The sequence below is a fragment of the Bacillus sp. 1735sda2 genome (genome assembly GCF_024159245.1).
Lineage (GTDB): Bacteria > Bacillota > Bacilli > Bacillales > Bacillaceae > Bacillus > Bacillus pumilus_O.
Map to the genome: position 1 here is coordinate 275,347 of NZ_JAMYWZ010000001.1, position 24,566 is coordinate 299,912.

Genomic DNA, 24,566 nt, shown 5'->3' on the forward strand with positions numbered 1-24,566 from the left:
TCTTTGAAAGAAATTGATACGAAAATCAATAATAAAAGGAAAATTGTAAGTCTAAAATACCGGTCAATAAGAATTAATTTGTAGATTTATTATCTGTTTTAAATGTTTTTTAGGTAAAAATCTTGAGATGAGGGTGTTACTGCTTCAGAGAGCAGGATACTTGAATGTTGAAAAGGAATCGTGGGAAAATAAGGATGATTAAGCAGATAAGGGAGATGAGCTTTTGAAAAAGGCAACGCTTGGACGAACTAATTTACAGGTGAATCCGATAGGGCTTGGTACGAATGCGGTGGGTGGACATAATTTGTTCCCGAACCTGAGTGAAGATGCCGGAAGAGAGCTTGTGGAGACAGCTCTTGATCAAGGTGTCAATTTCTTAGATTCTGCTTTTATTTATGGGCTAGGCCGTTCAGAGGAATTGATTGGTGAGATTATTGCCAAAAGAGGCGGTAGAGAAAACCTTGTCCTTGCGACAAAAGGGGCTCATAAAGAAGTAAACGGACAAATTGAATTGGATAACAGCCGTGATTTCTTAAGAGAGCAGGTCGAAAATAGCCTGAAACGACTGAAAACAGATTATATTGATTTATACTATATGCATTTCCCGGACGGCCGGACGCCGCTGGAAGAAGTAGCAGGCACATTAAAGGAATTGAAGGATGAAGGGAAAATCAGGGCGATTGGTGCATCTAACCTTGATTTTGAACAGCTTCAAGCCTTTAATCGAGATGGCTACTTAGATGTGCTTCAGTCGGAATATTCTTTGCTGAAACGTGAGGCAGAAAAGGATCTTCTCCCTTACTGCGTCGAGCATCGTATTTCCTTTATTCCTTATTTCCCGTTGGCGTCAGGTTTGTTGACTGGTAAATTTACGAAGGATGCGACATTTGATGATATTCGAGCAAAAGATCCGCTTTTCCAAGGTGAGGCGTTCCTTCAAAATCTCGAAAAAGTAGACAAGCTAAAGGCAATTGCACAATCTAAGAACGCCGAAACGGCACACGTCGCACTCGCTTGGCTTTTAGCACAGGACGGCATTGATGCCATTATTCCAGGTGCAAAACGAGCTGAGCAAGTTCAGCAAAACCTCAAAACAAACGACGTTCAATTAACAAAAGAAGAAATCAATCAAATTGACCAGATTTTCTCTTAATAAAAAAAGGTGCTTAGCTGCACCTTTTTTATGTCGTGAGGGGGATTTTGATGACAAGTCGCAAATATGGAGAACGGTAAGTGAAATCAAGAGTACCGTCTGCCTTTTTAACAAGCTGATGAATGATATACGTCCCCATTCCTTGATGATTACCGCCTTTTGTCGAGCGTCCAAAGTTTTTGAACAAATGGTCTAACACATGTTTTTCCATTCCTTTTGTGCTGTTCTCACAATGGATTAAAAAGAGCCCGCTCCGAATAGAGGTCGTAATCGAGATGCTACCCTCTTTTCCGGCTTGCTTCGCTTCAATCGCTGCGTCTAGAGCATTATCAAGCAAGTTTCCAGTAAAGCTAACCTGATCCGCCTTAGAAAAAGGAAGCGATGAAAAAGGCGCTTGAAGGTCTAGAGAAAGGTCGATGTCCTCTTTTTCAGCCCGTTGAAAAAAGGAATGCAGAGTTGAGGCCAAATAAGCATTTTCTCCTTTCATCCAAGGGAAATGTTTGACGTATTGCTGAATCAAATCCTTGATCTCATGCTCTTCGTTCGACGCAGAAAAGGCATTTAAATGTCTAGCTGTTTCATGATGTTTACTGCGCAGCTCAAGCAACAATTCATTGGTTCTTGATTCTGCGTTGATCAGCTCTTGAAGCCGCCCATTTAACCGTCTCTCCGTCTGCATCATCTTCAATGAAAGGATATCTGCTGTCATGATGATCACAAAAACCAAAAGAGAGCTCCATCCATTTCCTTGCGTCAGAAAAAGGGAAAGACCTGCACAGGTAAAGAGCACAAAAGCACCCAACATTACATAACGACTTACATGAGGCAAAAACTTTTTGTATATGAAAAATGTATAAAGACCAATGAGACAAAAAGTGAGCAGCCACAGCGCTCCTAATGATAGCGGCAGAAAAATTTCAGCTACTGCATGAAACGCGAGACCTAGCCATATGAGAGCATATATGCGGAATCCAAGATAGAAAGCGTTCACGATCGTTCTCCTTAAAAATAATATTTCTTAAAGTATTCTAATTGTTGCTTGGTCATCATGGCTTTTTTATCTGTACCTTCAAAAGACACGATAAATGAATTTTTGGCATACGCCGAGAAGTTCTTAATGTAATGTATATTGATGATAAACGATCGGTGAGAGCGGATAAAATCTTTTTCAGCTAGATCGCCCTTTAACTCGTTTAGTGTCTGATATGTCTGGATATCTCCTGTTGTTGTGACAATGGTGGTTGACCTGCCTGTTCGCTCAACAAAAATGACATCCTTCTTTTGCAGCACGTGAATATCTGACTGCTGCTTAATGAGAAGCCGTCCATGTATGCTTTTCTCCTGCTTGGTGGACATGTAGCGCTCTAAGGATTTGGCAATTCGATCAGCTTGGTAGGGCTTCATAATATAATCATGAACATTTAAATCAAACGCATGGACCGCATATCCGCTGTTTCCTGTCACAAAGACAACATCGACATTCAGTGCATGAGAGTGAATGAGATCCGCTAATTCATAACCAGACATTCCGGGCATTTCAATGTCTGCGAACAACAGATCAATATCTCCTTTTTTGACCTTCTCGTATGCATCCTCTGCTGACTGCGTGACAAAGACAATCTCCACAGCCTCCATTCTGCCTACAATGGCATGCAGCTTTTCTAAATCTACTCGGTAATCGTCAACGAGACCTACTTTTATCATAAAAATCACCTATGACTCTTCTTATTATTTGTCTATTTTACCATTTGTTTTTTAAAAATAGATCATTTCAAGACAGAAAAAGGACGTTTCGCGACATCTTTATGTCAAGCAAGCGTCATTTTTTCTATCATAGACTTAGAAAGTTGAAAGGGGCGAACCACATGATTACTCTCAGCGATTGCAGTTGCTGGTTTAAAGATAAGAAAAAGGTCGTAAAAGCGATGAAGCATATGACGTTCTCCGTGAAGGAAGGGGAAGTCGTTGGCATCCTAGGAGAAAATGGAGCAGGGAAAACCACTTTATTACGCGCCGTCGCCACATTATTAGAACCTACACACGGAACAGTCACCGTCGCAGGCTTTGATACGGTGAAAGAATCAACGGAAGTGAAAAAGCGAATTGGTGTCTTGTTTGGCGGTGAGACGGGGCTTTACGATCGTTTGACGGCACGAGAAAACCTTGAATACTTTGGCAAATTGTATGGCTTAGATCAGCATGAAATCAAAGCAAGAATAGAGGATTTGGCAAAGCGTTTTGGGATGAGACAATACATGGATCGCAAGGTGAAAGGATTCTCAAGAGGAATGAAACAAAAGGTGGCGATTGCCAGAACCTTGATTCATGATCCTGACATTATTTTATTTGATGAGCCGACAACAGGCTTGGATATCACATCAAGTAATATTTTCAGAGATTTTATTCATCAGCTCAAGCAGCAAAATAAAACCATCCTTTTTTCAAGTCACATCATGGAAGAAGTCAGCCAGCTTTGTGACAGTGTGATGATGATTCATCAAGGAGAGCTTGTGTATAAAGGGACACTTCCAGAATTATATACACAGGAACAAAGTGATGACTTGAACTATATCTTTATGTCGAAGCTCGCTAGGGGGATTTCATAATGTGGAAAACCGTATTTAAAAAAGAAATGACAGATGCGCTAAGAGACCGAAAAACGTTACTCTTAACAGTGCTGATTCCTCTTTTGACGATGCTTGGACTGGTGTTCTTTTATGAAAGCATGATTGCAGATCCAGGAGATGAAACCTATACGGTCGCAGTAAATGAACAGCTTCCAACTGAAATGAATCAAATGATCAAAGAGGTCAAAAACCTCACACTTGAAACTTTTGATGATCCGCAGCAAGCTGTCAAAGATGGAAAGGCGAATGCTTACCTGGAAATGCCGAAAGAGGCAGACGACATGCTTCAGCATCAAAAGTCATTTGCAATTAAAATTCATGGGTATACAACAGATGATGATTCGGTCATCACGGTTCAAATGCTGCAATCCTTATTGGAGCAGTATCAAAACCAAGTCGTAGAAAAGCGTTTAGCGGCTGATCAAATCAACACATCAGTTATTCATCCATTTGAGGTGCAGTCCGTTGATGTAGAAGAAGGCGATGAAGGAGAAAATGGCATGACCTCTATGCTGTTGTCGATTCTTCTTCCAATGATTTTGGTGACCTCCGTCATCTCAGGTGCTTTGCCAGCTGCGCTTGATATTGTAGCGGGTGAAAAAGACCGAAAATCCATTGAAGCGTTGTTCCTGACACCTGCAAGCAGACTCCAAATTCTCATCGGAAAATGGCTGGCTGTCTCCATGTTCGGGATTTTAAGTGGAATTGTAGCGATCGGCATGCTGCTTTTATCCACACTGCTCTTTACAGAAAAGCTAAAACAAGCACTGAACTTTGGTGATCAAATGTGGAGCATTATCGCCGTCATGTTTGCGGCGCTCATCATCTTCTCCTTCATGGTATCGATGATTGAACTGCTACTCAGTGTCGTTTCAAGCTCAGTAAAAGAAGCACAATCGTACATGTCCATGATCATTACACTAGGTGTGCTCCCAATGTTCTTTACCATGAGAGCAGGTGCAACGCAGCTAGATACGTATTACTTTGCTGTCCCATTCCTTAATATTCATGCGCTTTGTAAGCAATTGATGTTTGGCATCATCGATCCGATGGCCGTCACTCTGACACTAGGCTCCTCAGCCCTCGCAGTCGTCATCTTGTTTGTCATCGTGAGAAGCTTGTTTATGAAAGAAAAGTGGATGCTTGCCAAATAAAGAAAGTACAAACTTGTAGATTTTATCTGCAAGTTTTTTTATCCAGAGATTTATATAAAAGAGATTCACGATCGGGTGAAAGGAATGTCATAATGGAAGGGACAAATTACATTATTATCCTAATTTATTTAAAGAGGTGATTCGTGTATGTTTGATCAAACAGAAGACGATGATGTGCTAGAGCTATGTAATATATATGCTCAACAAACACACCATTTTGAAGCGTTTATTTTGGGAAACAGGAAAGGATTATTGGAATTAAGAAAAGCGATAGATGAGGCATTAGAAACGGGTAGTTCCGTTGCACATTTATATCCATCTGATTTTGAAGGATATGAAACGTATGTTGCTTTAGTAGACGATGAGCAAAAGTTTGAGAAATTAATGGATCCTTATGTAGAGGAATATGCACAAGAGGAGGATGCGGTTGATCCGGTTGAGGTGATAAAAGAGTATGAAGCTGTAAAAGGAAATCCTTCATCATAGACCCGTAAACGATAAGAAAAAACCCCCGCCATCGGGGGTTTTTCATTAGTTCTTGATGAACTTTTCAACTAATGAGCTTGTTTTGTAATCGTTCAAATCAAGTTTCCATTGGTCGATGTCATTTTTCTTCATGTTGACTTCTACTGTTTCTTCAGAAGATGAAGGTCCTAATTTTTTGAACTCTTCTGGGTAGATTGAAAGTAAGTATTTTTGAGCTTCATCGTAAGAAGCTGAACGGTTTTTGCTGTAGAACTCAGTCGCTTTCTCTTTTAGACGATCGACAAGCGGGCTTGCATCAATTGGTGTAAGAGTTACAGTCACAACAGCTTTATCACCACTGATGGCTTTTGTTTTTGTTGAGACTTTTGATTTTTCAGCTAATGTTTCTTTTACAGCTTTTAGAAGCTTATCAAGGTTTTCGTCCTTTGCTGAGCTAGAAGAAATACCTGATGACGTGATGTAGCCTTGTTTGAATGATTTATCAAATTGGTTTACAACAGTTGATTTGTTATCACCTGTTAGTTTTTCGAACTCGTCGTTATTCTTACCAAAAATCATGACATCAATATAAGAAGAAAGGGCTTTTGCAGATGCTTGAAGTGTATCTGCTTTTTTCATTAAGTCTTTACCTTTAATATCGAATTCTAGTGTTTTGTCATCTTTTTTAGAACCACTACCTGGCTCATTGTACACAAGCTGATAGTCTTTTTCTTTATCAACAACAAAGAAAAGACCGCCTTTTGATACTTTTCCTGCATTTAGAGAGCTAGAAGATAATACTTCGTTGTAATCATCTGGTGAGATCGTAGACACTTGTGAGTCATCTTGGTAAAGCGTGAAGTTGCTTTTATCAACATTTAGAGGCTCTTTGCTGATATTTTTTACAGATACGTTCACTTTTAGTACATACTGATCATCCTGTACAGATGTATCGTATTGAGGTGGTAATGTGTACTCAGCACTTTCTACCTTTACCTCTGCTGAATCAAGGGATTTTGTATCTTTTTCCTTTGCAGCTGACTTTTCTTTTCCACCACTACAAGCAGCAGCGACAACAGTGACACACAAGATTAGAAGAAACAGGGATAATTTCTTTTTAAACATGACGTGTTTTCCTCCTCGGGTTTTATGGTGAATTTCATTGGAAAGCTTTAGTTCATATCATTCTTTTTGCACAAAAAGAAAAATACAGTATGTTTTTTACTGTAGAATGAAGCGAAAGTACTGTCAATACTTCAGTGCGTTTCTAAGTTTGCACAGCTTCAAATAGTAAAAATGACACTAAGTTGAGAGGAGAAACTTGTAAATTATGATTTGATATCTCCTGTAAAAACTCAACATTTTATATTTTAAGGTTTTGAGTCGGATTGTTGAATAGGTTCAAATGACTGTTTTTGATGATGGTGTAGCAATTAGAAGGATTTTTATGACTTGTAAATGAGTCTATAGTAATGAATATTTTTTCCTGTTATGCGCATGATTACTTGGTTTGTGTGTTGTTGCCAGAGAGACACATGTCCAGCAAAATATTGAGGTATTTAGACAGGCTCCCGACACGGAAAGTGTCTTTTCCCTTCAAAATGGCAGTCATCTACACAGAAACCCTACATAAAATAATAGAGAAACGAATGGAGGTGGATGTATGGCAGTGGTGAGAGCGACAAGCTCTGATATTGATCTTATGGCCAGACTGCTGAGAGCAGAGGCAGAAGGTGAAGGGAAGCAAGGGATGCTGCTCGTAGGAAATGTGGGCATCAACCGGTTGCGTGCCAACTGCTCTGACTTTAAAGGGCTGCGTACGATTCCACAAATGATTTATCAAGAGCATGCATTTGAAGCAGTCACGCACGGTTATTTTTATCAACGAGCACGAGAAACGGAAAAAACACTTGCGCGGAGGAATATTAACGGAGAACGATTTTGGCCAGCAAAATTCAGTCTTTGGTATTTTAAACCGCCTGGTAATTGTCCACCGACATGGTACAATCAGCCGTTTGTGGCAAGGTATAAGTCGCATTGCTTTTATCAGCCAACTGCTGAAACATGTGAAAATGTCTATAACACTTTTTAGCTTGATGAACAGCACAATCCTCGTAGTCAACGATGGCAGAGGGTTGTGTTTTTCTTTTTTTCAAAATGGGTAACCATTGTGTATCAACTAGATGAAGCACGTGATAGGAGGAAATAATGATGTATCAAGATTTAAAAGGAAAAACAGCCATTGTCACAGGTTCTTCAAAAGGAATCGGACAAGCCATCGCATTACGATTTGGACAAGAGCAGATGAATGTGGTTGTGAACTATAAAGGTGATGAAGAGGGTGCTGAAGAAACGGTACAAGCCATTCAGCAGAATGGAGGTAGGGCGGTGAAAGTACACGCGGATGTCTCCAAAGAGGATGGCATTCAAGCCATCATGGATACAGCTCTGGAGCATTTTGGTACAGTCGATGTGTTCGTCAATAATTCAGGATTTAATGGTGAAGAAGCGATGCCGCATGAGATGACGCTCGAGCAATGGCAAAAAGTTATTGATGTGAATATCACAGGCGCCTTTTTAGGGGCAAAGGCTGCAATCGCCTATATGATGGAGCATGACATCAAAGGGTCTATTTTAAATATATCCAGTGTCCATCAGGAAATACCGCGCCCGTTCAATGTTCACTACTCCACTTCCAAAGGCGGAATGAACATGATGACAAAAACGCTGGCTCTTGATTATGCGGAAGCAGGTATTCGGATCAATGCGATTGCACCAGGTACAATGGCGACCGAATCGAATGATGATTTGCAGGATGAACAGAAAAAACAAAAGCAGCTTGAAAAGATTCCGATGAGAGCATTTGGTGAACCGAAGGAGATTGGGTCCGCTACTGCATTTCTCGTATCTAAGGAAGCTTCGTATATCACAGGCACCACTTTATTTGTGGATGGAGGAATGACGCTTTACCCTTCTCAAATCAATGATTAATCCAAAAAACATCCGCCCAATCAGCCGGCGGATGTTTTTTGTTCGTAGCGGTGTGAGGCTTTGGCTGGTTTGCCGAGCAGCATCGGGTACCTGCTTAGGAAGGAGATACATGGCACCATGAGCAGCAATGTCCCAATCGTGTAAAAGAGAGTCCAAGAGAGCTGCGCTGTATCTGCAATATCGATACCAAGTCCATAATAAACAAATGCTTTCATGATATCGATGCCGGCAAACTGCAAGACAAGAATGACAATGGAATTTCGTCCGAGATACGTCAAAATAGGGGACGTTTTGAATTTGAAACTTAAATAAATCACAGCAGCTGAACCGAGCAGTGCACATACATAGAAAAGAAAAAGATCACCATATTCATTCACGCGCATATCGATCCGCGAATTAAAGCTTTGCATGTAAGCCGTCAGTACAAGCAGACCTGTACAAAGAAGAAGGGTTGGGTCTGTTTTTAATTCCACAAACCATTGCTTTGCCAAAAATCCGATTGAATAAAACACAACAGCCGTCAAGGCGACATTGGCATTCCACGGCAGACTTTGGTTTAAAAGCAAGGTAGAGGCAAATCCAGCGCCTCCGCAAAGGACGGTTAGTAAAATCAAAACGGCAGGTTTCCCTTTTGTCAGACGGTGCATAAAGAAAAAGATCAATTCCACTAAAAAGAGCGTTGTTAAAAACCAGATGGCTGGGTTATGTGTGAGTCTAGCTTCATCTGCATTGGATATAAAAATACCTGTAAACGGAACGAAGGGGTCAATATCCGTTTGTCCCTTAACGGCAAAAAAACGAGTAACGGTGAACCAGAAAACATACGTAATGATAGAGAAATAGAGATAGGGCAAGAGTAAGCTTTTGGCTTTCTTCTGAATAAATGACAGAGCAGGGCGTGAGGATGATCGAAACATCATGCCGGATAGTAAAAAGAAAAGAGGCATATGAAAAGAGTAAATGAATTGCTTGAACGAATCTGGAATGGGCACATGCGCCATGACCACGAGCAGAATACCGATTCCTTTAGCCGCATCGACCCAGTCGAGTCTCTTATTCATGGCCTGTCATCTCCTTCCTTCTAGCGTCGTAAACGGTTCTTTTATATGTACCTCTACTATATAAAAGGTACACCCTTTATGCGTTTACAGTTCGCTAACGATTACAAGACACATTTGCGATCAGATGACAGGCGGAAGGATTTTGACATCTCTATGTTACATTTCCCATTTTTTATGACAATGTAAAAAAGAAGCCAAGGGGATTGGCTTCAAAATAGTTCTGCGATTCGTTTGAAGGAACGCTGTTTTTCTATCGGATCAAATGAATTGTTGAGAATCATGATGTCATCCGTTTGATAGCGGTCCATCAAGCGAAGTAATTGCTCTTTTACCGTTGCCTTTGAGCCGACGATCATCCGCTGGCGGTTTTGTAACACTTTTTTCTTTTCCTGCGAGGTGTAGTGATAGGTACTAGCCTCTTCTATAGAGGGGACGCGGCTGTCCAGTCCTTTTTCAACACGCAGCAGCCATAAATCTGTACTACTGGCGATCCGTTCGGCCTCTTCATCAGTTTCACCACAAATGACAAACACGGCAAACATAGCGTGCGGCTGAGTGGAAAAGACAGATGGAGAAAAGTGAGATCGATACGTCTCGAATGCTTGTTTACCGCGTGCAGGGTGGATAAAGTGACCAAAAATATAGTTGATTCCAAGCTCTGCTGCTTGCATGGCGCTATTTTCTCCTAAACCAAGCAGCCAAACCGGCGGATGAGCATCAACAAGCGGAGAAGCTTTGACTCCTGCATGCGGGTGTCCAGAAGGCAGGCTGTCTGATAAGTAAAAGAGAAGATCCTTCAGCTGGCGGTCAAACTGAGATAGGTCTTTATGCACGCCGTCTGTCAAAGCCAGTCTCGTCCTTTCAATTCCGCCCGGAGATTTACCGACACCGATTTCAATTCGTCCTGGATACAGAGCTTCAAGCTGCCGCGTGACCTCTGCTACTTTAAAGGGGCTGTACTGCGGAAGTAAAATGCCGCCAGACCCGGTACGTAAGGTCGATGTATGAGCGGCAATATGTGCCATTAATATTTCAGGTGCTGTACTAGCGAGCCCTCTTGTGCTGTGGTGTTCAGCAAACCAATAACGCTCATACCCAAGGGTTTCTGCAAGCTGAGCCAGCTGCGTTGTGTGAATCAATGTCTCTTGTGCTGTCTGACCTTTAGGAATGGCGACTTGATCTAATATATGAAGTGATGGCATCATCAACATCCTTTCGATAATACGTTGGATACAAGTATAAAGAAATCAACGGATGGAAGGAAACGAAAGGGTTTATTCTTTGAGCTTATGCTTTATCTTTTCTATTTCAACATATGAAACCACATTAATACGTTATTTATCAGTAAGAGCTATGGACAAGAATTTTCGACAATGTTTCACATGAAACACTTCATTTACGACATGAATCATTTTCAACATGGATCTTTCGTTAAAAAAATATCATCTGTTTGAAACCTATCTTGAACGTAGATCGTATATACTAGTAAATAGAAAAAAGAGTAAGAGGCTCCAAGGTCATTTCATGAATTTTGTCGAATTTTCATGTATGATGATTTTAATAGGGTCCATCGCTTAATAAATAGATTTTTATTATGCTGGAGGAGTGATTGATTTGGCGATTACATTAGAAAAAGGTCAACGTATTGATTTAACAAAAGGCAAAGCAGGGCTAACGAATATTCTTGTTGGACTTGGCTGGGATCCTGTATCACAAGGCGGCGGATTTTTAGGAAAGCTGTTTGGTGGCGGAGGCGGCGCTGATATTGATTGTGACGCTTCAGTGCTCATGCTGAAAAATGATAAGTTTGTTGAAAATAAAGATTTGATTTACTTTGGTAACTTGAAAAGCAAGTGCGGCAGTGTTGAGCATACAGGTGACAACCTGACAGGTGAAGGAGACGGAGATGATGAACAAGTCCTCGTCAACTTAAGCAAGGTGCCAGGCAATGTGAATAAATTGGTGTTTGTAGTGAACATCTATGATGCACTTAGAAGAAATCAACATTTTGGTATGATTCAAAATGCGTACATTCGCATTGTCGATCGTTCAAACAATCAAGAACTAGTGAAATATAATTTAAAAGATGAATATGCAGGGAAAACATCATTAATCGTTGGAGAGCTTTATCGCCACGAAAATGAATGGAAGTTTGTTGCTGTAGGAAATGGTACAAACGATGCGAAGCTTGCCGATATTACGAGAAACTACATTTAATCAGAAGGGAGAGATTCCTAGTGGGAATTTCTTTAGCGAAAGGTCAAAAAATTGATTTAACAAAAACGAATCCAGGTTTAACAAAAGTAGTCGTAGGTCTTGGCTGGGATGTAAACAAGTATGATGGCGGACATGACTTTGATCTAGACGCAAGCGTATTCCTTTTAGATGCAGCAGGGAAAGCAAACTCTCCATCTGACTTTGTTTTCTACAATCAAACGACTGGCGGTGGCGGAAGTATCGTACATACAGGCGATAACCGTACAGGTGAAGGAGACGGAGATGACGAGCAGGTCAATGTTGATCTTTCAACTGTACCAGCGAGTATTGAGAAAATCTCCTTCGTCATTACAATCCATGACGCAGAAGCACGCAGCCAAAACTTTGGACAGGTTTCTAACGCTTACGTCCGTATTTTAAATGCAGCATCAAATGAAGAACTGATTCGCTACGATTTGGCAGAGGACTTCTCTATTGAGACAGCGATTATTGTAGGTGAATTATACCGTCACGGCGGAGAATGGAAATTCTCAGCTGTCGGATCGGGCTATCAAGGCGGACTTGCCCGCATTGCAACGGACTTCGGATTAGATATCGGGTAACAGCTCGTTTTATATTTTCAACGGACAGGAGAGATTCGAATATGGCGATTCAGCTATCAAAAGGACAACGTGTCGATTTAACAAAAACCAACCCAGGACTGACGAAAGTGATGATCGGTCTTGGGTGGGATACGAATAAATATTCAGGTGGAGCCGAATTTGATTTGGACGCTTCAGCATTCTTAGTGGATGCAAACAATCGTTGTCAGCAAGACACAGACTTTGTTTTCTATAATAACCTTCAGCATCCAAGCGGCAGTGTCACTCATACAGGTGATAACCGGACGGGTGAAGGAGATGGAGATGACGAGCAAATTCTCGTTGATTTCTCAAAAATTCCTGCTAACATTGATCGTATCGGAATTACAGTAACGATTCATGATGCAGAGGCGCGCAGCCAGAATTTTGGACAAGTCTCAAATGCGTTTGTTCGTGTTGTAAATGAAGAGGGCGGGGAAGAATTGATTCGCTTTGATTTAGGGGAAGACTTCTCAATCGAAACAGCTGTTGTGGTATGTGAACTATACCGCCACGGAAGCGATTGGAAGTTTAACGCGATCGGAAGCGGATTCTCTGGCGGACTTGCAGCTCTTTGTCAAAATTATGGGTTAGAAGTATAAACGACGAGACATCAATCGATTCAAGAGGCGCTGCCAATGACTCATATGAGGGCCTTTTCCAAAGTGAGAAAGAAACAGCGATCAAGAATAACAGCAGGCGAAAGCCTGCTGATGCTTCTACACTTATAGGAGGAAAACCAGTTGGACATTTTGAAACATATGTTGGACACCTATGCCTCGTTTTTTGATTGGCATATGTGGGCAGAGGTATTAACAAACCCTGTCTCTTGGGGACTCATTGGGACCCTTGTTGTGCTTGAAGGATTGTTATCAGCAGATAACGCACTTGTATTAGCTGTCATGGTGAAACACTTACCAGAAAAGCAGCGTAAAAAGGCATTAACCTACGGATTAATTGGCGCTTATTTCTTCCGTTTTCTATTCATTGGCGTAGGGATGCTGCTGATTAAGTTCTGGTGGATTAAGGTTCTCGGAGCTGCATATTTAGCATGGCTTGTCATTAAGCACTTCTGGTTAGGTGACGGTGATGACGAAGCGAAGGAATTGAAAAAAGAAGGCTGGATGATTCGCGTATTTGGCGTGTTCTGGGCAACCGTTATTTCTGTAGAGATTATGGACCTTGCCTTCTCGGTGGACAGTATTCTTGCGGCATTCGCTGTGTCTGAGGAAGTATGGATTCTGCTTTTAGGCGGAATGCTTGGTATTCTCATGATGCGTACAGTGGCACAGTTATTCCTTGTCCTCATTGACCGTATTCCTGAGCTTGAGAATACCGCGTTTATTCTCATCGGGATTATTGCCATCAAAATGGGCTTAAGTGCTGCACATATTGAAATCCCGCATCTTGCATTCTTTGCGATTATTATTCTAGCGTTTATCGGGACGTTTATTGTTCATAAAATCAATAAGAAGAAACATCAAGATGTGACAAACGAAGCTGCGGCTTCAAAAGAAGAATAGGATGATCAAAAAGGAATGGAGTTGACTAGCGGCTCCATCCTTTTTTGAATCATCAGGTTATTGATTTTCTCTAAACAACAGGAGGTGGCACAGCATGCGGTATTTTCGATTTTTATCAGAGGCGAGGCAGCACGATCTTTTTTTCAAGCGGCCGGGGGCGATGCATTCACTGACACCGAGGCACGTACTTGCGCATGCATTAGGTGCTACTTTGTATATGCCTGCGACAAGACAAGATATAGCAGATATGCTGCTGTCGCAGAAATATGAAGCGCTTTGCTCTGTTGTCTTTTGCTTGGAGGATGCCATCGGTGATCAAGAAGTGGATATGGCCGAACAGAATCTAGTGGCACAACTGACCAGTCTCAAAGAGAAAGTCACGCATGCTCCTGAAACGGCTGAACATGTGCCTCTTATATTTATTCGCGTTCGTTCGCCGAAACAGCTGCTCAAAATGGCAGACTTGCTCGGTTCCTCTCTTCAATTACTTACCGGTTTTGTGTTCCCGAAGTGCTCCGTTCATAATGCGAAGGAATATTTGGACAGTCTGAAACAGGCATCGGCCAAAACGCAGACAACCCTTTATGGGATGCCCATTTTGGAAACACCCGATTTACTAGAAAAAGAAACAAGATATACGGTGTTGTCAGAGTTAAAGCAGATTTTGCTGAATGACGAGGAATATATTTTGAATATTCGCATTGGGGCAACGGATCTTTGTGGTTTGTACGGGATTCGCCGTGATCGTGACACGACCATATATGAAATTCATTTGATTGCTGACTTGATCACAGATATCATCAATTATTTTGGCCGTTCTTTTGTGATATCTGGGGCTGTGTGGGAGCATTTTGGTCCTGCGCGAAAGGAACAAAAGCCATTCATTCGGGCACTTTCTCATAAGAGTGGTGAATCGTCTTCATCTGAATTTGATGACGTACAAGGTTTACTGAAGGAGACAAAACTCGATGTGGCTAACGGCATTCATGGGAAGACGGTTATTCATCCAACACATCTCAAGCCGGTTCAAAGCATGTACGTTGTGACGAAGGAAGAGTATATGGATGCATTAAGCATTCTTGAACATGCAGACGGCACAGTTGGCGTAATGAAGAGTACCTTCTCTAATAAAATGAATGAAACGAAGCCCCATTACAGATGGGCAGAGCACATTTTAATGAAGTCAGATATTTACGGGGTGTTTCATGAAAACAGAAGCTATATCGACATACTCACAGAAGCAGAAGCCGCATACGCTGAGCATCTTGGAACATATGGAAGTTGAGCTTGATCTCAAAGAAGGTGTGCTTCACCTAGAAAAAGAGCACCTTTTTGACATGGCGGCAAGGGTGAACAAAAAAAGAGCCTTTTTATTCGTTAGTAAGGTGCTTGGCAAACATATTCCTGTTCATCCAGTCAAACCGCTCCTTGTCTCGGGTCTTTTAGCCATGGCGTATGCCAAAGAGCAAACAGGCAAGACGTCTCCGCATCAAGACCTTTTAGTAGAAGCACTCAAGACAGATGACCACACGGTATTATCTAAAGCCTACGAAGCGCTCAAAAAAGAGAAGCTTTCAGTAGGAAAACAGCCGATCGTGATCGGCTTTGCAGAAACAGCAACCGCTCTTGGACACGGTGTGTATGACGTATTAGAAGGAGCATCTTACATTCATACGACACGTGAGCAGTTGCTGGATCTTGATCCTTCATTGGTCTTTGAAGAAGAGCATTCACATGCAACGGATCAGCTTTGCTATGCAGATGAAGCATTACTTTGTACAGACCGTCCCATCGTGCTAGTAGATGATGAAGTCACGACAGGCCGTACGAATATCAATATCATTCGGGATCTTCATGCAAAGCATCCGCGACATTCTTACACGATTCTTTCTATTTTAGACTGGCGAACAGAGGAGCACGAAAAAGCCATGTGTGAGCTTGAAAAGGAGCTTGGTATTCACATCACCTCATTGTCTTTATTAAAAGGACAAATGGTCTTTCGAGGCAAAACGCTAGATGAACCAGCTTATTCGTATGAGATTGCTGAGCAAAAGGATCTGCCAAATCTCTCTTTTCACTCTCTTCAATCTTTCTTTCAGCAAGTGCCGTATGCACGATCTCATGCAACCAATTCGGCAGGTCATTCGCCATATATACATGAAACAGGTCGTTTTGGTTTAAACGCAGCAAATACGGCAGCCATCGATCAAGTAGCTGGAGAGGCTGGGTTGAAACTGCAGAAGGAACGCAAAGGAAAGCAGACACTTTGTTTAGGAACAGGTGAGCTGATGTATATACCGATGAGAGTGGCTGCCCATATGGGAGAGGGCGTTTTCTTTCATTCAACGACGAGAAGTCCAATTCATCCCGTTGAAAAGGATGGATATGCTGTTCAAAATGGGTTCACCTTTGTGAGTCCAGAGGATGATCGAATTCAGCACTACGTGTACAACATACCAAAAGGTCAATACGATGATGTATTTCTCTTCTTTGAGAAAAAGGTCTCTCAGGAGGCATTACTTCCGCTTGTTCATTTATTTGCTGAGCGGCATGTGAAGCATGTGCATATTGTGACTTTATCAGACGAGGTGAAGGTGAATGGCTAATGTGTATACAAAGATGGGAAGCTATCCAGAGCAGGATGTAACCTTCTTACTCAAAGATTTATCATCCATTGAGATGGAAAAAAGTACAGAGGAGCGGGAGCGTTCGATTCAGAGTGGTGCGCATTATTCAGAAATGCTGCCGATTGAATATAAACCAACGGAATCTTATATGGATTTATTCTATGAATCTCTGAAAGAAAGTAAGGAGAAGGTAGCAGAAGCAGTAGCTGTTGTAGCAGAACAGATTGTGAAAAGGCGAGGCTTCCAAACGGTGCTTTGCAGTTTGGCTAGAGCGGGAACGCCGATCGGGGTGCTCATCAAACGATATATTCGAAAGACATATGGTCTTGAACTGCCTCATTACAGCATCTCAATTATTCGTGATCGAGGAATTGATGAGAATGCGCTGCATTATATGCTCAAGGAACATCCGGGCTATGAGATTGCCTTTGTTGATGGATGGACCGGAAAAGGTGCGATTTCGAGAGAGCTCCAACAAGCGGTGATTGATTTTGAAAGAAAGTACGGTATTCGTCTTTCTAGTGAACTGGCTGTACTCGCTGATCCAGGCTATTGTACACAAGTCTACGGAACGAGAGAGGACTTTCTCATTCCTAGTGCTTGTCTGAATTCGACTGTATCTGGACTTGTTAGTCGGACGGTACTAAACAACCGCTGGATCAATGCCGATGATTTCCATGGGGCAAAATATTATGAAGAGTTGCTTGATGAGGATGTGTCCAATCTGTATGTGGATACAATTGAAGAAGCCTTTTCTAGCCTCGAACCAAATCTAGAAGAGAAAGCAGAGACCATCCTCACGCAAGGAATACCTGCGGATTGGCGGGGGATGGCGTCGATTGAAGCGATCGGTCAGGAGTTTCAAATTGAAAACACTCATTTGATTAAACCGGGTGTTGGTGAGACGACCCGTGTGCTGCTGAGAAGAATTCCTTGGAAAATCTTAATTCAGCCTGGGTCTCAGGAAAAGCTAAAGCATATTTTGCTTCTGGCAGAGGACAGAGGCGTTCCTGTCATTGAATATGCCAATATGTCCTATATGTGCTGTGGACTTATTCGTCCGTTGGAGCAGACATCATGAAGACAAGTGCGTTTGCCAGTGATTTAGACCGGACGCTGATTTATTCACACCGAGTGCTAGATCAGTATGAGTATGATGGAGATTATGATTTAGTTGAGATGCTGGATGAGCGTCCGCTTTCCTATATGTCGGTTGAAACGAAGAAGTCTTTGAAGATGATTCATCAGTTAGGCTGGTTCATTCCAGTGACGACAAGAACGACCGCTCAGTATGAACGGATCACCTTCTTTCAGCAAGAGCTCAAACCGGAGTATGCCGTCACAACAAATGGGGGCTGTATCCTTCATCACGGCAAGCCGCTTGAGGATTGGCAGGTTATTGTTGATGAGAGGCTCAAAGCGTGTATGTCAGTCAGAGAGATGCTAAGAGCCATCTCCGAACTGCCAGTTGCGGCATGGGTGAAGCGTACCCGGACAGCAGAGGGAAGATTTCTTTATTTGATTATGAAAGATGAGTATCTTTCTCGTATTCCACTTGCTGAATTGAAGCAGTGGGGCGAGGAGAGAGGCTGGCAGGTGTCTCTACAAGGGCGGAAGCTTTATTTTATTCCGGCACCGCTCAATAAGTGGGATGCTGTTGCTTTTCTAAAGGAACGGCTGGCGCTTGAATATGTATATGGAGCGGGTGATTCCCTCTTAGATGCAGGACTTATTCGACAGGCGGATATGGGCTTTGCCCCAAGGCATGGAGAAGTGCTCGACTTTGATCCGTTACTTGAGCCGACAGTAGCATCTGGCATGGCAGCAGCAGATGAAATCACCGCTTGTGTCAAAAAGCAGATGACGACCGCAAAAAAGCCCTCGATTCGATAGCAGAAGTAGAAGGGTGAATGATATGATAGTAGTAGCTTTCGAGAAAATATAGGAGAAAGGAAGGAGCGGCGTGAGTTATAGAGAAATCATTGTTAACCAAACACGGGCGGAGCAGGAAGCCTGGAAAAACGTGCTGAAAAAGCCGCTCCCTGAAAGAGATGGTTATGTAAAGGATGAGCATACATTGTCCTTGCCGCGTCTCGCCGCCCGGGTCCTTGGAACTCCGCATGATGCAACCGATTATTTTATTTATTTACATGAATTATATGAAACAGATGGCATTCATATTTTAAGTGAAACGCTCAATCGTCATATTGAGCCGGAGCATTTTCAAGCGCTTCAACGCATTCATTTGATTAACCAAGAAGAAAAGGGACTGTCCGTGAATCGCTTTGTGGCTTTCTTAGATGGTGAACAGCTGATTGTACGCCATCCAAACCCAGTGATGAACCGGCATATCCGTCTTTCATTGATCAAGGTGTTTGAGCATTTCAAGCAGCTGCATGAAGGCGGATTTCAGCATCCCGATTTCCGCCGTGTTTTGCTGGATGTTGTAAAGTTCTCAAATAATCATCTAGGTCCATGGCTGAAGGAAGTCAATATAGAAGAAAAAATGCCGGCTGTCATTTGGTATGGAGAGGCGAATAAAAGTCAGCTTTATTTTCTTTACTATGTCATGCTGATTGGCTGTGATGTTGTACTATTTCATCCAGAGGGCGAGGATTCGTTCCGCGAACTAGATCCAGAAGAAAAGCTGACTTTTATTGATCAGTATCCGGGGACTACGAAGCTGGAACCGTTCCCTACTGAAAAGCCGGAGAGGAAATCAACGGTGGCGTACCGCTCGACAAGAGAGCTTGAAGAGGTGCTCCATACGGAAGATTCAATGCTGTATAAGCCGTGGCAATTCAGAGATCATACCCCTCATTCTATTACGCTGAAGACAACGTATGATGAGTTGTTTTTGATTGCAAAGGAACGATCCTTTATTCGCCCTAATTTTCAAGCAGACCGCGACACGATACAGATTCCAAATCTCTTTGCGAAAATGATGGGAGTCACACGAGACAAACGTGAATACTGGGATCGTATCCACACGTTAATGGAATGGAAAGAGACGAAGACCATTCGCCATTTCCCTTTTACGAAAGAAGTGACATCGAATTATCAATTTCATTATCAGCACGCCCTTTCATCTGCTGGAGAGATTGATCCTGAATTATTAATGAAAAGCAATGTGTGGCAATTTTCTCATCTATATGAGGGGACGCAGCGTGCGATAGCAGAGGCAATATCTCGAATCTGTCAGCATCCGAAGCTATTAAAAGAAGGCAATGAGACTGAATTAGATGTCCGTATTTATTTATTCAAACAGGTACTGCATATTGGTCAGGAGCTTATTGAACTCATTCAAACTTTTGATTATGCGCAAACCGTACCGAAAGTGATTTTATATCATACGGAATATAATGGTGAGCTGACTCGTTCTGATGCGGCTGCCCTCATTTTTCTAAATGAAATGGGTGTGGATCTCTTCGTGTATCATCCGGCGGGATACCAGTGTATCGAGCGGTATATAGATGACCAATTATTTGATACCCATTGGCTTGATGAGATGGTCATGAACCAGGAGTTTAAAGAGCCGTCCATCGTTAGAAAATTATTTCAATCCATTAAAAACCGATAAGGAGATCAAAACTTATGACAAATACAAACGGAAATGACATCATTTCAATTGATAAAGAGGAAATCTCCATTGAGAAGGCAGACGATATTCGCGTTCAGCTTCGAAATGAACCAGAAGTGCAAAATATTGCTAGACAGATCGATGCGAAAAATCAGCTGGAGCTACTTGAATACGGAAAACAGCCGGCTGTCGAAATTTCTAAGTTCTCAGATCGTATTCTTTCAATGATGCGTTCAACAAGCGTGACTGATTCAGGGACGATGCTGACACAGCTTGGAAAAATTATGGATCGTTTTGATAAAAATGATTTTGACGAGCCAAAGGGTGGTTTACTGTCAAAAATCTTTAAGCGCGGCGGCAGCATGATTGAAAAGATTTTCAGTAAATATCAAACGCTCGGTGCAGAAATTGAAAAAATTAATGTGGAAATCAGTAAATATAAAGACGAAATGACCAAATCGACTGTGACGCTTGAAGAAATGTATGAACATAACATTCAATACTATATGGAGCTTGAAAAGTATGTCGTTGCCGGTCAAATGAAAATCGAGGAATTAAAGCAATTGGTTCCTTCTTATGAAGAAAAAGCGGCTAGTGGAAACCAACTAGCACAAATGGAGCTTGATACACTTCGTAACGGTATTCAAGCATTGGAAGAGCGTGTATATGACCTTGATATGGCACGGATGGTAGCTCTTCAAACGGCACCGCAAATTCGTTTATTGCAGCGTGGGAATACGAAACTCATCGGTAAAATCAACTCAGCGTTCATCATCACGATACCTATCTTTAAAAATGGCATCATTCAAGCTGTGACAGCGAAAAGACAAAAGCTTGTGGCTGATTCAATGAGTGAGCTGGATAGAAGAACAAATGAAATGCTGAAACGAAATGCTGAAAACATTTCAAGCCAAAGCGTGGAGATTGCCAAATTGTCTGGACGTCCAAGTATCGACATTGAAACAATTGAATCTTCCTTTAATACGATTGTACAAGGGATGAAAGAGACAAAACAGATCGAAGAAGAAAACAAACGATTACGCGAAGATGGAACAAAACGTATGCTTGAGCTGCAAGATAATATTAAGCGAGCTGCACTAGAGTCCTAAAAAAATAAACTGTCTGTAACTAAGGTTGCAGGCAGTTTTTTAATATTTTAATTAAAATTTGAACGAAAAAGGTTTCTACGTGACCATTTTCGGGTAAATCCTGTTCAGGGGAATGGTTCACCCATGTTTGCAAAAGTCTGCTATGGTAAGGATTCGAGTCATTTTTTAGCACAATTAGGAATTTCCAGTAAAATATTGTCTGGTGAGAGGAAATACCCCGTAAAATATGTAGTTTATGAAGCATTCTATAGGATTTACGAGTAATACGGCGTATAAACTCTAATCACCTGACCTCTTATATGGAATTCATACATATTGTGCAGAAATAAGCGAATTCTAAAGATTGTTCGCATCATAACGCTTATGTTACGGTTATTAAGATGCTAATTTGGAGGGAAAATATGAATTCTGAAGAGAGAAATATCAAAATCAAGATAAATAATGTATCTAAAATTTTCGGTAAAAATGCTAAAAAAGCATCTCAAATGCTTGAAAAAGGGAAAACAAAAAGAGAGATCCTTAAAGAGACCGGCGCAACAGTTGGTGTCAATCGAGCAAATTTTGATGTGTATGACGGCGAGATATTTGTCATCATGGGGCTATCAGGGAGCGGAAAGTCCACACTTGTGCGGCTGCTAAATAGGTTAATCGAACCAACCTCCGGCGAAATATATATTGATGGGGATATGATAACAAATATGTCAAAGGATCAATTGCGTGAAGTCAGACGTAAAAAGATCAGCATGGTCTTCCAAAACTTCGCATTGTTCCCGCACCGCACCATTCTTGAAAACACAGAGTATGGTCTTGAATTACAAGGTGTAGACAAAGAAGAGCGCCGCTCAAAAGCGCTTGAATCTTTAAAGCTTGTTGGACTAGAAGGCTTTGAAGAGCAATATCCAAACCAATTAAGTGGTGGGATGCAGCAGCGTGTTGGATTGGCACGTGCATTAGCAAATGACCCTGACATTTTATTAATGGATGAAGCATTCAGCGCACTCGATCCATTAATTCGTAAAGACATGCAGGATGAATTGCTTGAGCTTCATACATCTGTAGGGAAAACGATCATTTTCATTACCCATGATCTAGATGAGGCGCTTCGGATTGGCGACCGCATTGTGCTCATGAAGGACGGAAATATCGTTCAAATCGGAACACCAGAAGAAATTTTGATGAACCCATCGAATGAATATGTTGAACGTTTCGTTGAAGATGTTGACCTTTCTAAAGTATTAACCGCTGGTCATATTATGAAACGTGCAGAAACAGTTCAGATCGACAAAGGGGCTCGTGTTGCACTTACGCTCATGAAAAACCTTGGGATTTCGTCAATCTATGCAGTCGATAAGAAAAAGCATTTATTAGGTGTTATTTCTGCACAAGCAGCGAAAAAGGCGGCAGAAACGAATACGTCGCTAGAAACTGTTCTTGATAAAGAATTTACAACTGTATTGGAATCTACGTATTTGACAGAAATCTTTGATGCGGTGTCTGATGCGGCAAACATTCCAATTGCCGTTGTCGATGAGAAAAACAGAATGAAGGGCATTGTGGTCAGAGGTGCATTAATTGGTGCGTTATCAGGTAATGATGAGTATATCAACATGTCTTCTAACAAGCTTGAGGAAATTAAAACACAAGAGCCTTCTGCACAGGAGGTAGAATAAGATGTTTAGTATGAGTGATTTACCTAGAATTCCGTTCGCGGATTATATCGATCGATTTGTTGACTGGTTAACATTAACGTTTGGTGGTTTCTTTGATGGCATTACAAATGGATTAGCAGGCACAGTAAATGGAATTGTGGCAGCACTTGGTGTGATTCCATCCATTATTTTAACCCTTATTTTTGCCGGTATTGCTTGGTGGATCAGTACAAGAGGAGTTGCTCTTTTCACACTTATCGGATTTTTACTGATCGACTATTTAGGCTACTGGCATCCAATGCTTCAAACACTTGCGCTCGTTTTAACTGCTGTGGTCATATCCATCGTGATCGGAGTTCCGATCGGTATTTGGGCATCACAGAAGGAAACTGTGCGTAAAATTGTAACACCTATTTTAGATTTAATGCAGACAATGCCTGCATTCGTTTATCTATTACCAGCCATCTTCTTCTTTAACATTGGGGTTGTGCCTGGCGTTGTGGCATCCGTTATTTTCTCTATGCCACCAACGATTCGTATGACGATTCTCGGTATTAAACAAGTACCTTCTGATTTAATTGAAGCAACAGAAGCCTTTGGTTCAACCACATTCCAGCGTTTGTTCAAAGTTCAGCTTCCACTTGCAACAAAAACCATCCTAGCTGGTATTAACCAAAGTATCATGCTTGCTCTATCAATGGTCGTCATTGCGGCAATGGTAGGTGCACCAGGACTTGGTTCAGAAGTATATAGTGCGGTAACGCAGCTGAAAACAGGAATTGGATTTGAAGCAGGTATTGCCATTGTTATTGTGGCAATTACACTTGACCGTATTACACAAAACATTAAAACGAAAAAAACCAGGGGGAATGCTTAATGTGGAAAAAGTCTCTCTACATTGGGATGACCGCCCTGCTTGTCTTTTTACTAGCAGCTTGTGGTGCAAAGTCGGACTCAAATGCGAGTGCGGCACAGCAGGTGAATAAAACCATTATCGGCATTGATCCGGGTTCAGGGATTATGGCGCTCACGGATCAAGCGAAAAAGGATTACGGCTTAGAGGATTGGACGGTTGTGTCTGCATCAAGTGCAGCCATGACTGCAACGCTCAAAAAATCTTACGACCGTAAAAAGCCAATCATCATTACTGGCTGGAATCCACACTGGATGTTTTCTCGTTATGATTTAAAATATTTAGATGATCCAAAGAAATCTTACGGTGAAGCGGAAGAGATTCATACGATTTCACGTAAAGGGTTTGCAAAGGATCAGCCGGATGCAGCCAAAATGCTTGGTCAGTTTAAATGGTCTCAAGATGACATGGGCGAAGTCATGATCGATATCCAAGATGGTATCAATCCAAAGGATGCCGCCGTTAAATATGTGAAAAAACATAAAGACCAAGTAGCGAAATGGACAAAAGGCGTGAAAAAGTCGAATGGTGAAAAAGTCAATCTTGCCTACGTTGCGTGGGATAGTGAGATTGCAAGTACCAATGTTGCTGCAGAAGTACTGCGTGAGCTCGGATTTAAAGTGACCTTGACTCAGGTGGAAGCAGGTCCAATGTGGACAGCAATTGCAACTGGAAGTGCGGATGCCTCGTTATCTGCTTGGCTGCCAAATACGCATAAAACGTATGCAGCGAAGTTTAAAGGGAAATATGATGATCTAGGCACAAGTATGAAAGGTCTTCGCATGGGTCTAGTTGTTCCGACATATATGAAGAACGTCAACTCGATTGAGGATTTGAAAAAATAGCCAATTATGATGAAGTTCCCTTATAATAGAAG

24 protein-coding genes are annotated in these 24,566 nt (G+C 41.8%); 19 read left to right on the top strand and 5 right to left on the bottom strand.

The window, feature by feature from the left end:
* Window positions 1-223 precede the first annotated feature (223 nt).
* Window positions 224-1,153 (top strand): aldo/keto reductase, encoded by a 930-nt coding sequence (locus NKR21_RS01515; protein WP_144457198.1) that lies wholly within the window; start codon window positions 224-226, stop codon window positions 1,151-1,153.
* A 28-nt stretch (window positions 1,154-1,181) separates the two neighbouring features.
* Here the strand turns inward: NKR21_RS01515 and NKR21_RS01520 are convergent, their stop codons facing one another.
* On the bottom strand, window positions 1,182-2,144 hold the full coding sequence (locus NKR21_RS01520) for a sensor histidine kinase (protein ID WP_144457196.1): 963 nt from the start codon (window positions 2,142-2,144) through the stop codon (window positions 1,182-1,184).
* An 11-nt stretch (window positions 2,145-2,155) separates the two neighbouring features.
* Complete coding sequence (locus NKR21_RS01525) at window positions 2,156-2,857, bottom strand: LytR/AlgR family response regulator transcription factor (RefSeq protein ID WP_012008825.1); 702 nt, start codon at window positions 2,855-2,857, stop codon at window positions 2,156-2,158.
* 161 nt (window positions 2,858-3,018) lie between these two features.
* Between NKR21_RS01525 and NKR21_RS01530 the strand changes: the two genes are divergently transcribed.
* From NKR21_RS01530 to NKR21_RS01540, 3 genes are all read left to right on the top strand, one after another.
* Complete coding sequence (locus NKR21_RS01530) at window positions 3,019-3,759, top strand: ATP-binding cassette domain-containing protein (RefSeq protein ID WP_044139233.1); 741 nt, start codon at window positions 3,019-3,021, stop codon at window positions 3,757-3,759.
* A complete protein-coding gene (locus tag NKR21_RS01535; protein WP_144457194.1) occupies window positions 3,759-4,934 on the top strand; it encodes an ABC transporter permease in 1,176 nt (391 codons plus the stop codon). The genes NKR21_RS01530 and NKR21_RS01535 overlap by 1 nt, the downstream gene beginning before the upstream one ends.
* A gap of 147 nt (window positions 4,935-5,081) precedes the next feature.
* A complete protein-coding gene (locus tag NKR21_RS01540; protein WP_088000799.1) occupies window positions 5,082-5,420 on the top strand; it encodes a hypothetical protein in 339 nt (112 codons plus the stop codon).
* 45 nt (window positions 5,421-5,465) lie between these two features.
* Here the strand turns inward: NKR21_RS01540 and NKR21_RS01545 are convergent, their stop codons facing one another.
* Window positions 5,466-6,524: a DUF4352 domain-containing protein gene (locus NKR21_RS01545; RefSeq protein WP_012008829.1), complete on the bottom strand. Its 1,059-nt coding sequence runs from the start codon at window positions 6,522-6,524 to the stop codon at window positions 5,466-5,468.
* A 538-nt stretch (window positions 6,525-7,062) separates the two neighbouring features.
* Between NKR21_RS01545 and NKR21_RS01550 the strand changes: the two genes are divergently transcribed.
* Both NKR21_RS01550 and NKR21_RS01555 read left to right on the top strand, forming a co-directional pair.
* Entirely contained in the window at window positions 7,063-7,491 is a 429-nt protein-coding gene (locus NKR21_RS01550) for a cell wall hydrolase (protein ID WP_003217242.1), read from the top strand.
* A gap of 119 nt (window positions 7,492-7,610) precedes the next feature.
* Window positions 7,611-8,390: a glucose 1-dehydrogenase gene (locus NKR21_RS01555; protein ID WP_144457192.1), complete on the top strand. Its 780-nt coding sequence runs from the start codon at window positions 7,611-7,613 to the stop codon at window positions 8,388-8,390.
* Between the two features lie 20 nt (window positions 8,391-8,410).
* On the opposite strand, the gene NKR21_RS01560 is transcribed toward NKR21_RS01555, so the two are convergent.
* Window positions 8,411-9,451, bottom strand: coding sequence for an acyltransferase family protein (locus tag NKR21_RS01560; RefSeq protein WP_144457190.1), 1,041 nt, complete (start codon window positions 9,449-9,451; stop codon window positions 8,411-8,413).
* 209 nt (window positions 9,452-9,660) lie between these two features.
* Window positions 9,661-10,653, bottom strand: a complete 993-nt coding sequence (locus tag NKR21_RS01565) for an LLM class flavin-dependent oxidoreductase (protein ID WP_119124370.1) — start codon at window positions 10,651-10,653, stop codon at window positions 9,661-9,663.
* Window positions 10,654-11,065: 412 nt separating this feature from the next.
* Between NKR21_RS01565 and NKR21_RS01570 the strand changes: the two genes are divergently transcribed.
* The 13 genes from NKR21_RS01570 (at window position 11,066) to NKR21_RS01630 (ending at window position 24,534) form a co-directional block, all read left to right on the top strand.
* On the top strand, window positions 11,066-11,668 hold the full coding sequence (locus NKR21_RS01570) for a TerD family protein (protein ID WP_008342134.1): 603 nt from the start codon (window positions 11,066-11,068) through the stop codon (window positions 11,666-11,668).
* Between the two features lie 20 nt (window positions 11,669-11,688).
* Window positions 11,689-12,270 (top strand): TerD family protein, encoded by a 582-nt coding sequence (locus tag NKR21_RS01575; RefSeq protein ID WP_008342133.1) that lies wholly within the window; start codon window positions 11,689-11,691, stop codon window positions 12,268-12,270.
* Window positions 12,271-12,311: 41 nt separating this feature from the next.
* Window positions 12,312-12,890 (top strand): TerD family protein, encoded by a 579-nt coding sequence (locus tag NKR21_RS01580; RefSeq protein WP_007498343.1) that lies wholly within the window; start codon window positions 12,312-12,314, stop codon window positions 12,888-12,890.
* Window positions 12,891-13,031: 141 nt separating this feature from the next.
* The gene (locus NKR21_RS01585) at window positions 13,032-13,811 is read left to right on the top strand and encodes a TerC family protein (RefSeq protein ID WP_012008834.1); all 780 of its coding nucleotides are present in this window, start codon (window positions 13,032-13,034) and stop codon (window positions 13,809-13,811) included.
* Between the two features lie 94 nt (window positions 13,812-13,905).
* Complete coding sequence (locus NKR21_RS01590; protein ID WP_144457188.1) at window positions 13,906-15,096, top strand: HpcH/HpaI aldolase/citrate lyase family protein; 1,191 nt, start codon at window positions 13,906-13,908, stop codon at window positions 15,094-15,096.
* Window positions 15,086-16,417 (top strand): phosphoribosyltransferase family protein, encoded by a 1,332-nt coding sequence (locus NKR21_RS01595; RefSeq protein WP_144457263.1) that lies wholly within the window; start codon window positions 15,086-15,088, stop codon window positions 16,415-16,417. Before NKR21_RS01590 ends, NKR21_RS01595 begins: the two co-directional genes overlap by 11 nt.
* On the top strand, window positions 16,410-17,519 hold the full coding sequence (locus tag NKR21_RS01600; protein WP_144457186.1) for a cysteine protease StiP family protein: 1,110 nt from the start codon (window positions 16,410-16,412) through the stop codon (window positions 17,517-17,519). Before NKR21_RS01595 ends, NKR21_RS01600 begins: the two co-directional genes overlap by 8 nt.
* Window positions 17,516-18,331: an HAD family hydrolase gene (locus NKR21_RS01605; RefSeq protein WP_144457184.1), complete on the top strand. Its 816-nt coding sequence runs from the start codon at window positions 17,516-17,518 to the stop codon at window positions 18,329-18,331. The genes NKR21_RS01600 and NKR21_RS01605 overlap by 4 nt, the downstream gene beginning before the upstream one ends.
* A 70-nt stretch (window positions 18,332-18,401) precedes the next feature.
* Complete coding sequence (locus NKR21_RS01610) at window positions 18,402-20,018, top strand: YceG family protein (RefSeq protein ID WP_144457182.1); 1,617 nt, start codon at window positions 18,402-18,404, stop codon at window positions 20,016-20,018.
* A 14-nt stretch (window positions 20,019-20,032) separates the two neighbouring features.
* A complete protein-coding gene (locus NKR21_RS01615; protein ID WP_003217200.1) occupies window positions 20,033-21,127 on the top strand; it encodes a toxic anion resistance protein in 1,095 nt (364 codons plus the stop codon).
* A 401-nt stretch (window positions 21,128-21,528) separates the two neighbouring features.
* Window positions 21,529-22,797 carry a glycine/proline betaine ABC transporter ATP-binding protein OpuAA gene (gene opuAA / locus NKR21_RS01620; RefSeq protein WP_144457180.1) on the top strand — a complete coding sequence of 423 codons (1,269 nt, stop codon included), beginning with the start codon at window positions 21,529-21,531 and terminating at the stop codon, window positions 22,795-22,797.
* A 10-nt stretch (window positions 22,798-22,807) separates the two neighbouring features.
* Entirely contained in the window at window positions 22,808-23,653 is an 846-nt protein-coding gene (gene opuAB / locus NKR21_RS01625) for a glycine/proline betaine ABC transporter permease subunit OpuAB (RefSeq protein ID WP_119125669.1), read from the top strand.
* A complete protein-coding gene (locus NKR21_RS01630; protein WP_144457178.1) occupies window positions 23,653-24,534 on the top strand; it encodes a glycine betaine ABC transporter substrate-binding protein in 882 nt (293 codons plus the stop codon). Before opuAB ends, NKR21_RS01630 begins: the two co-directional genes overlap by 1 nt.
* The last annotated feature ends 32 nt before the right edge of the window (window positions 24,535-24,566 follow it).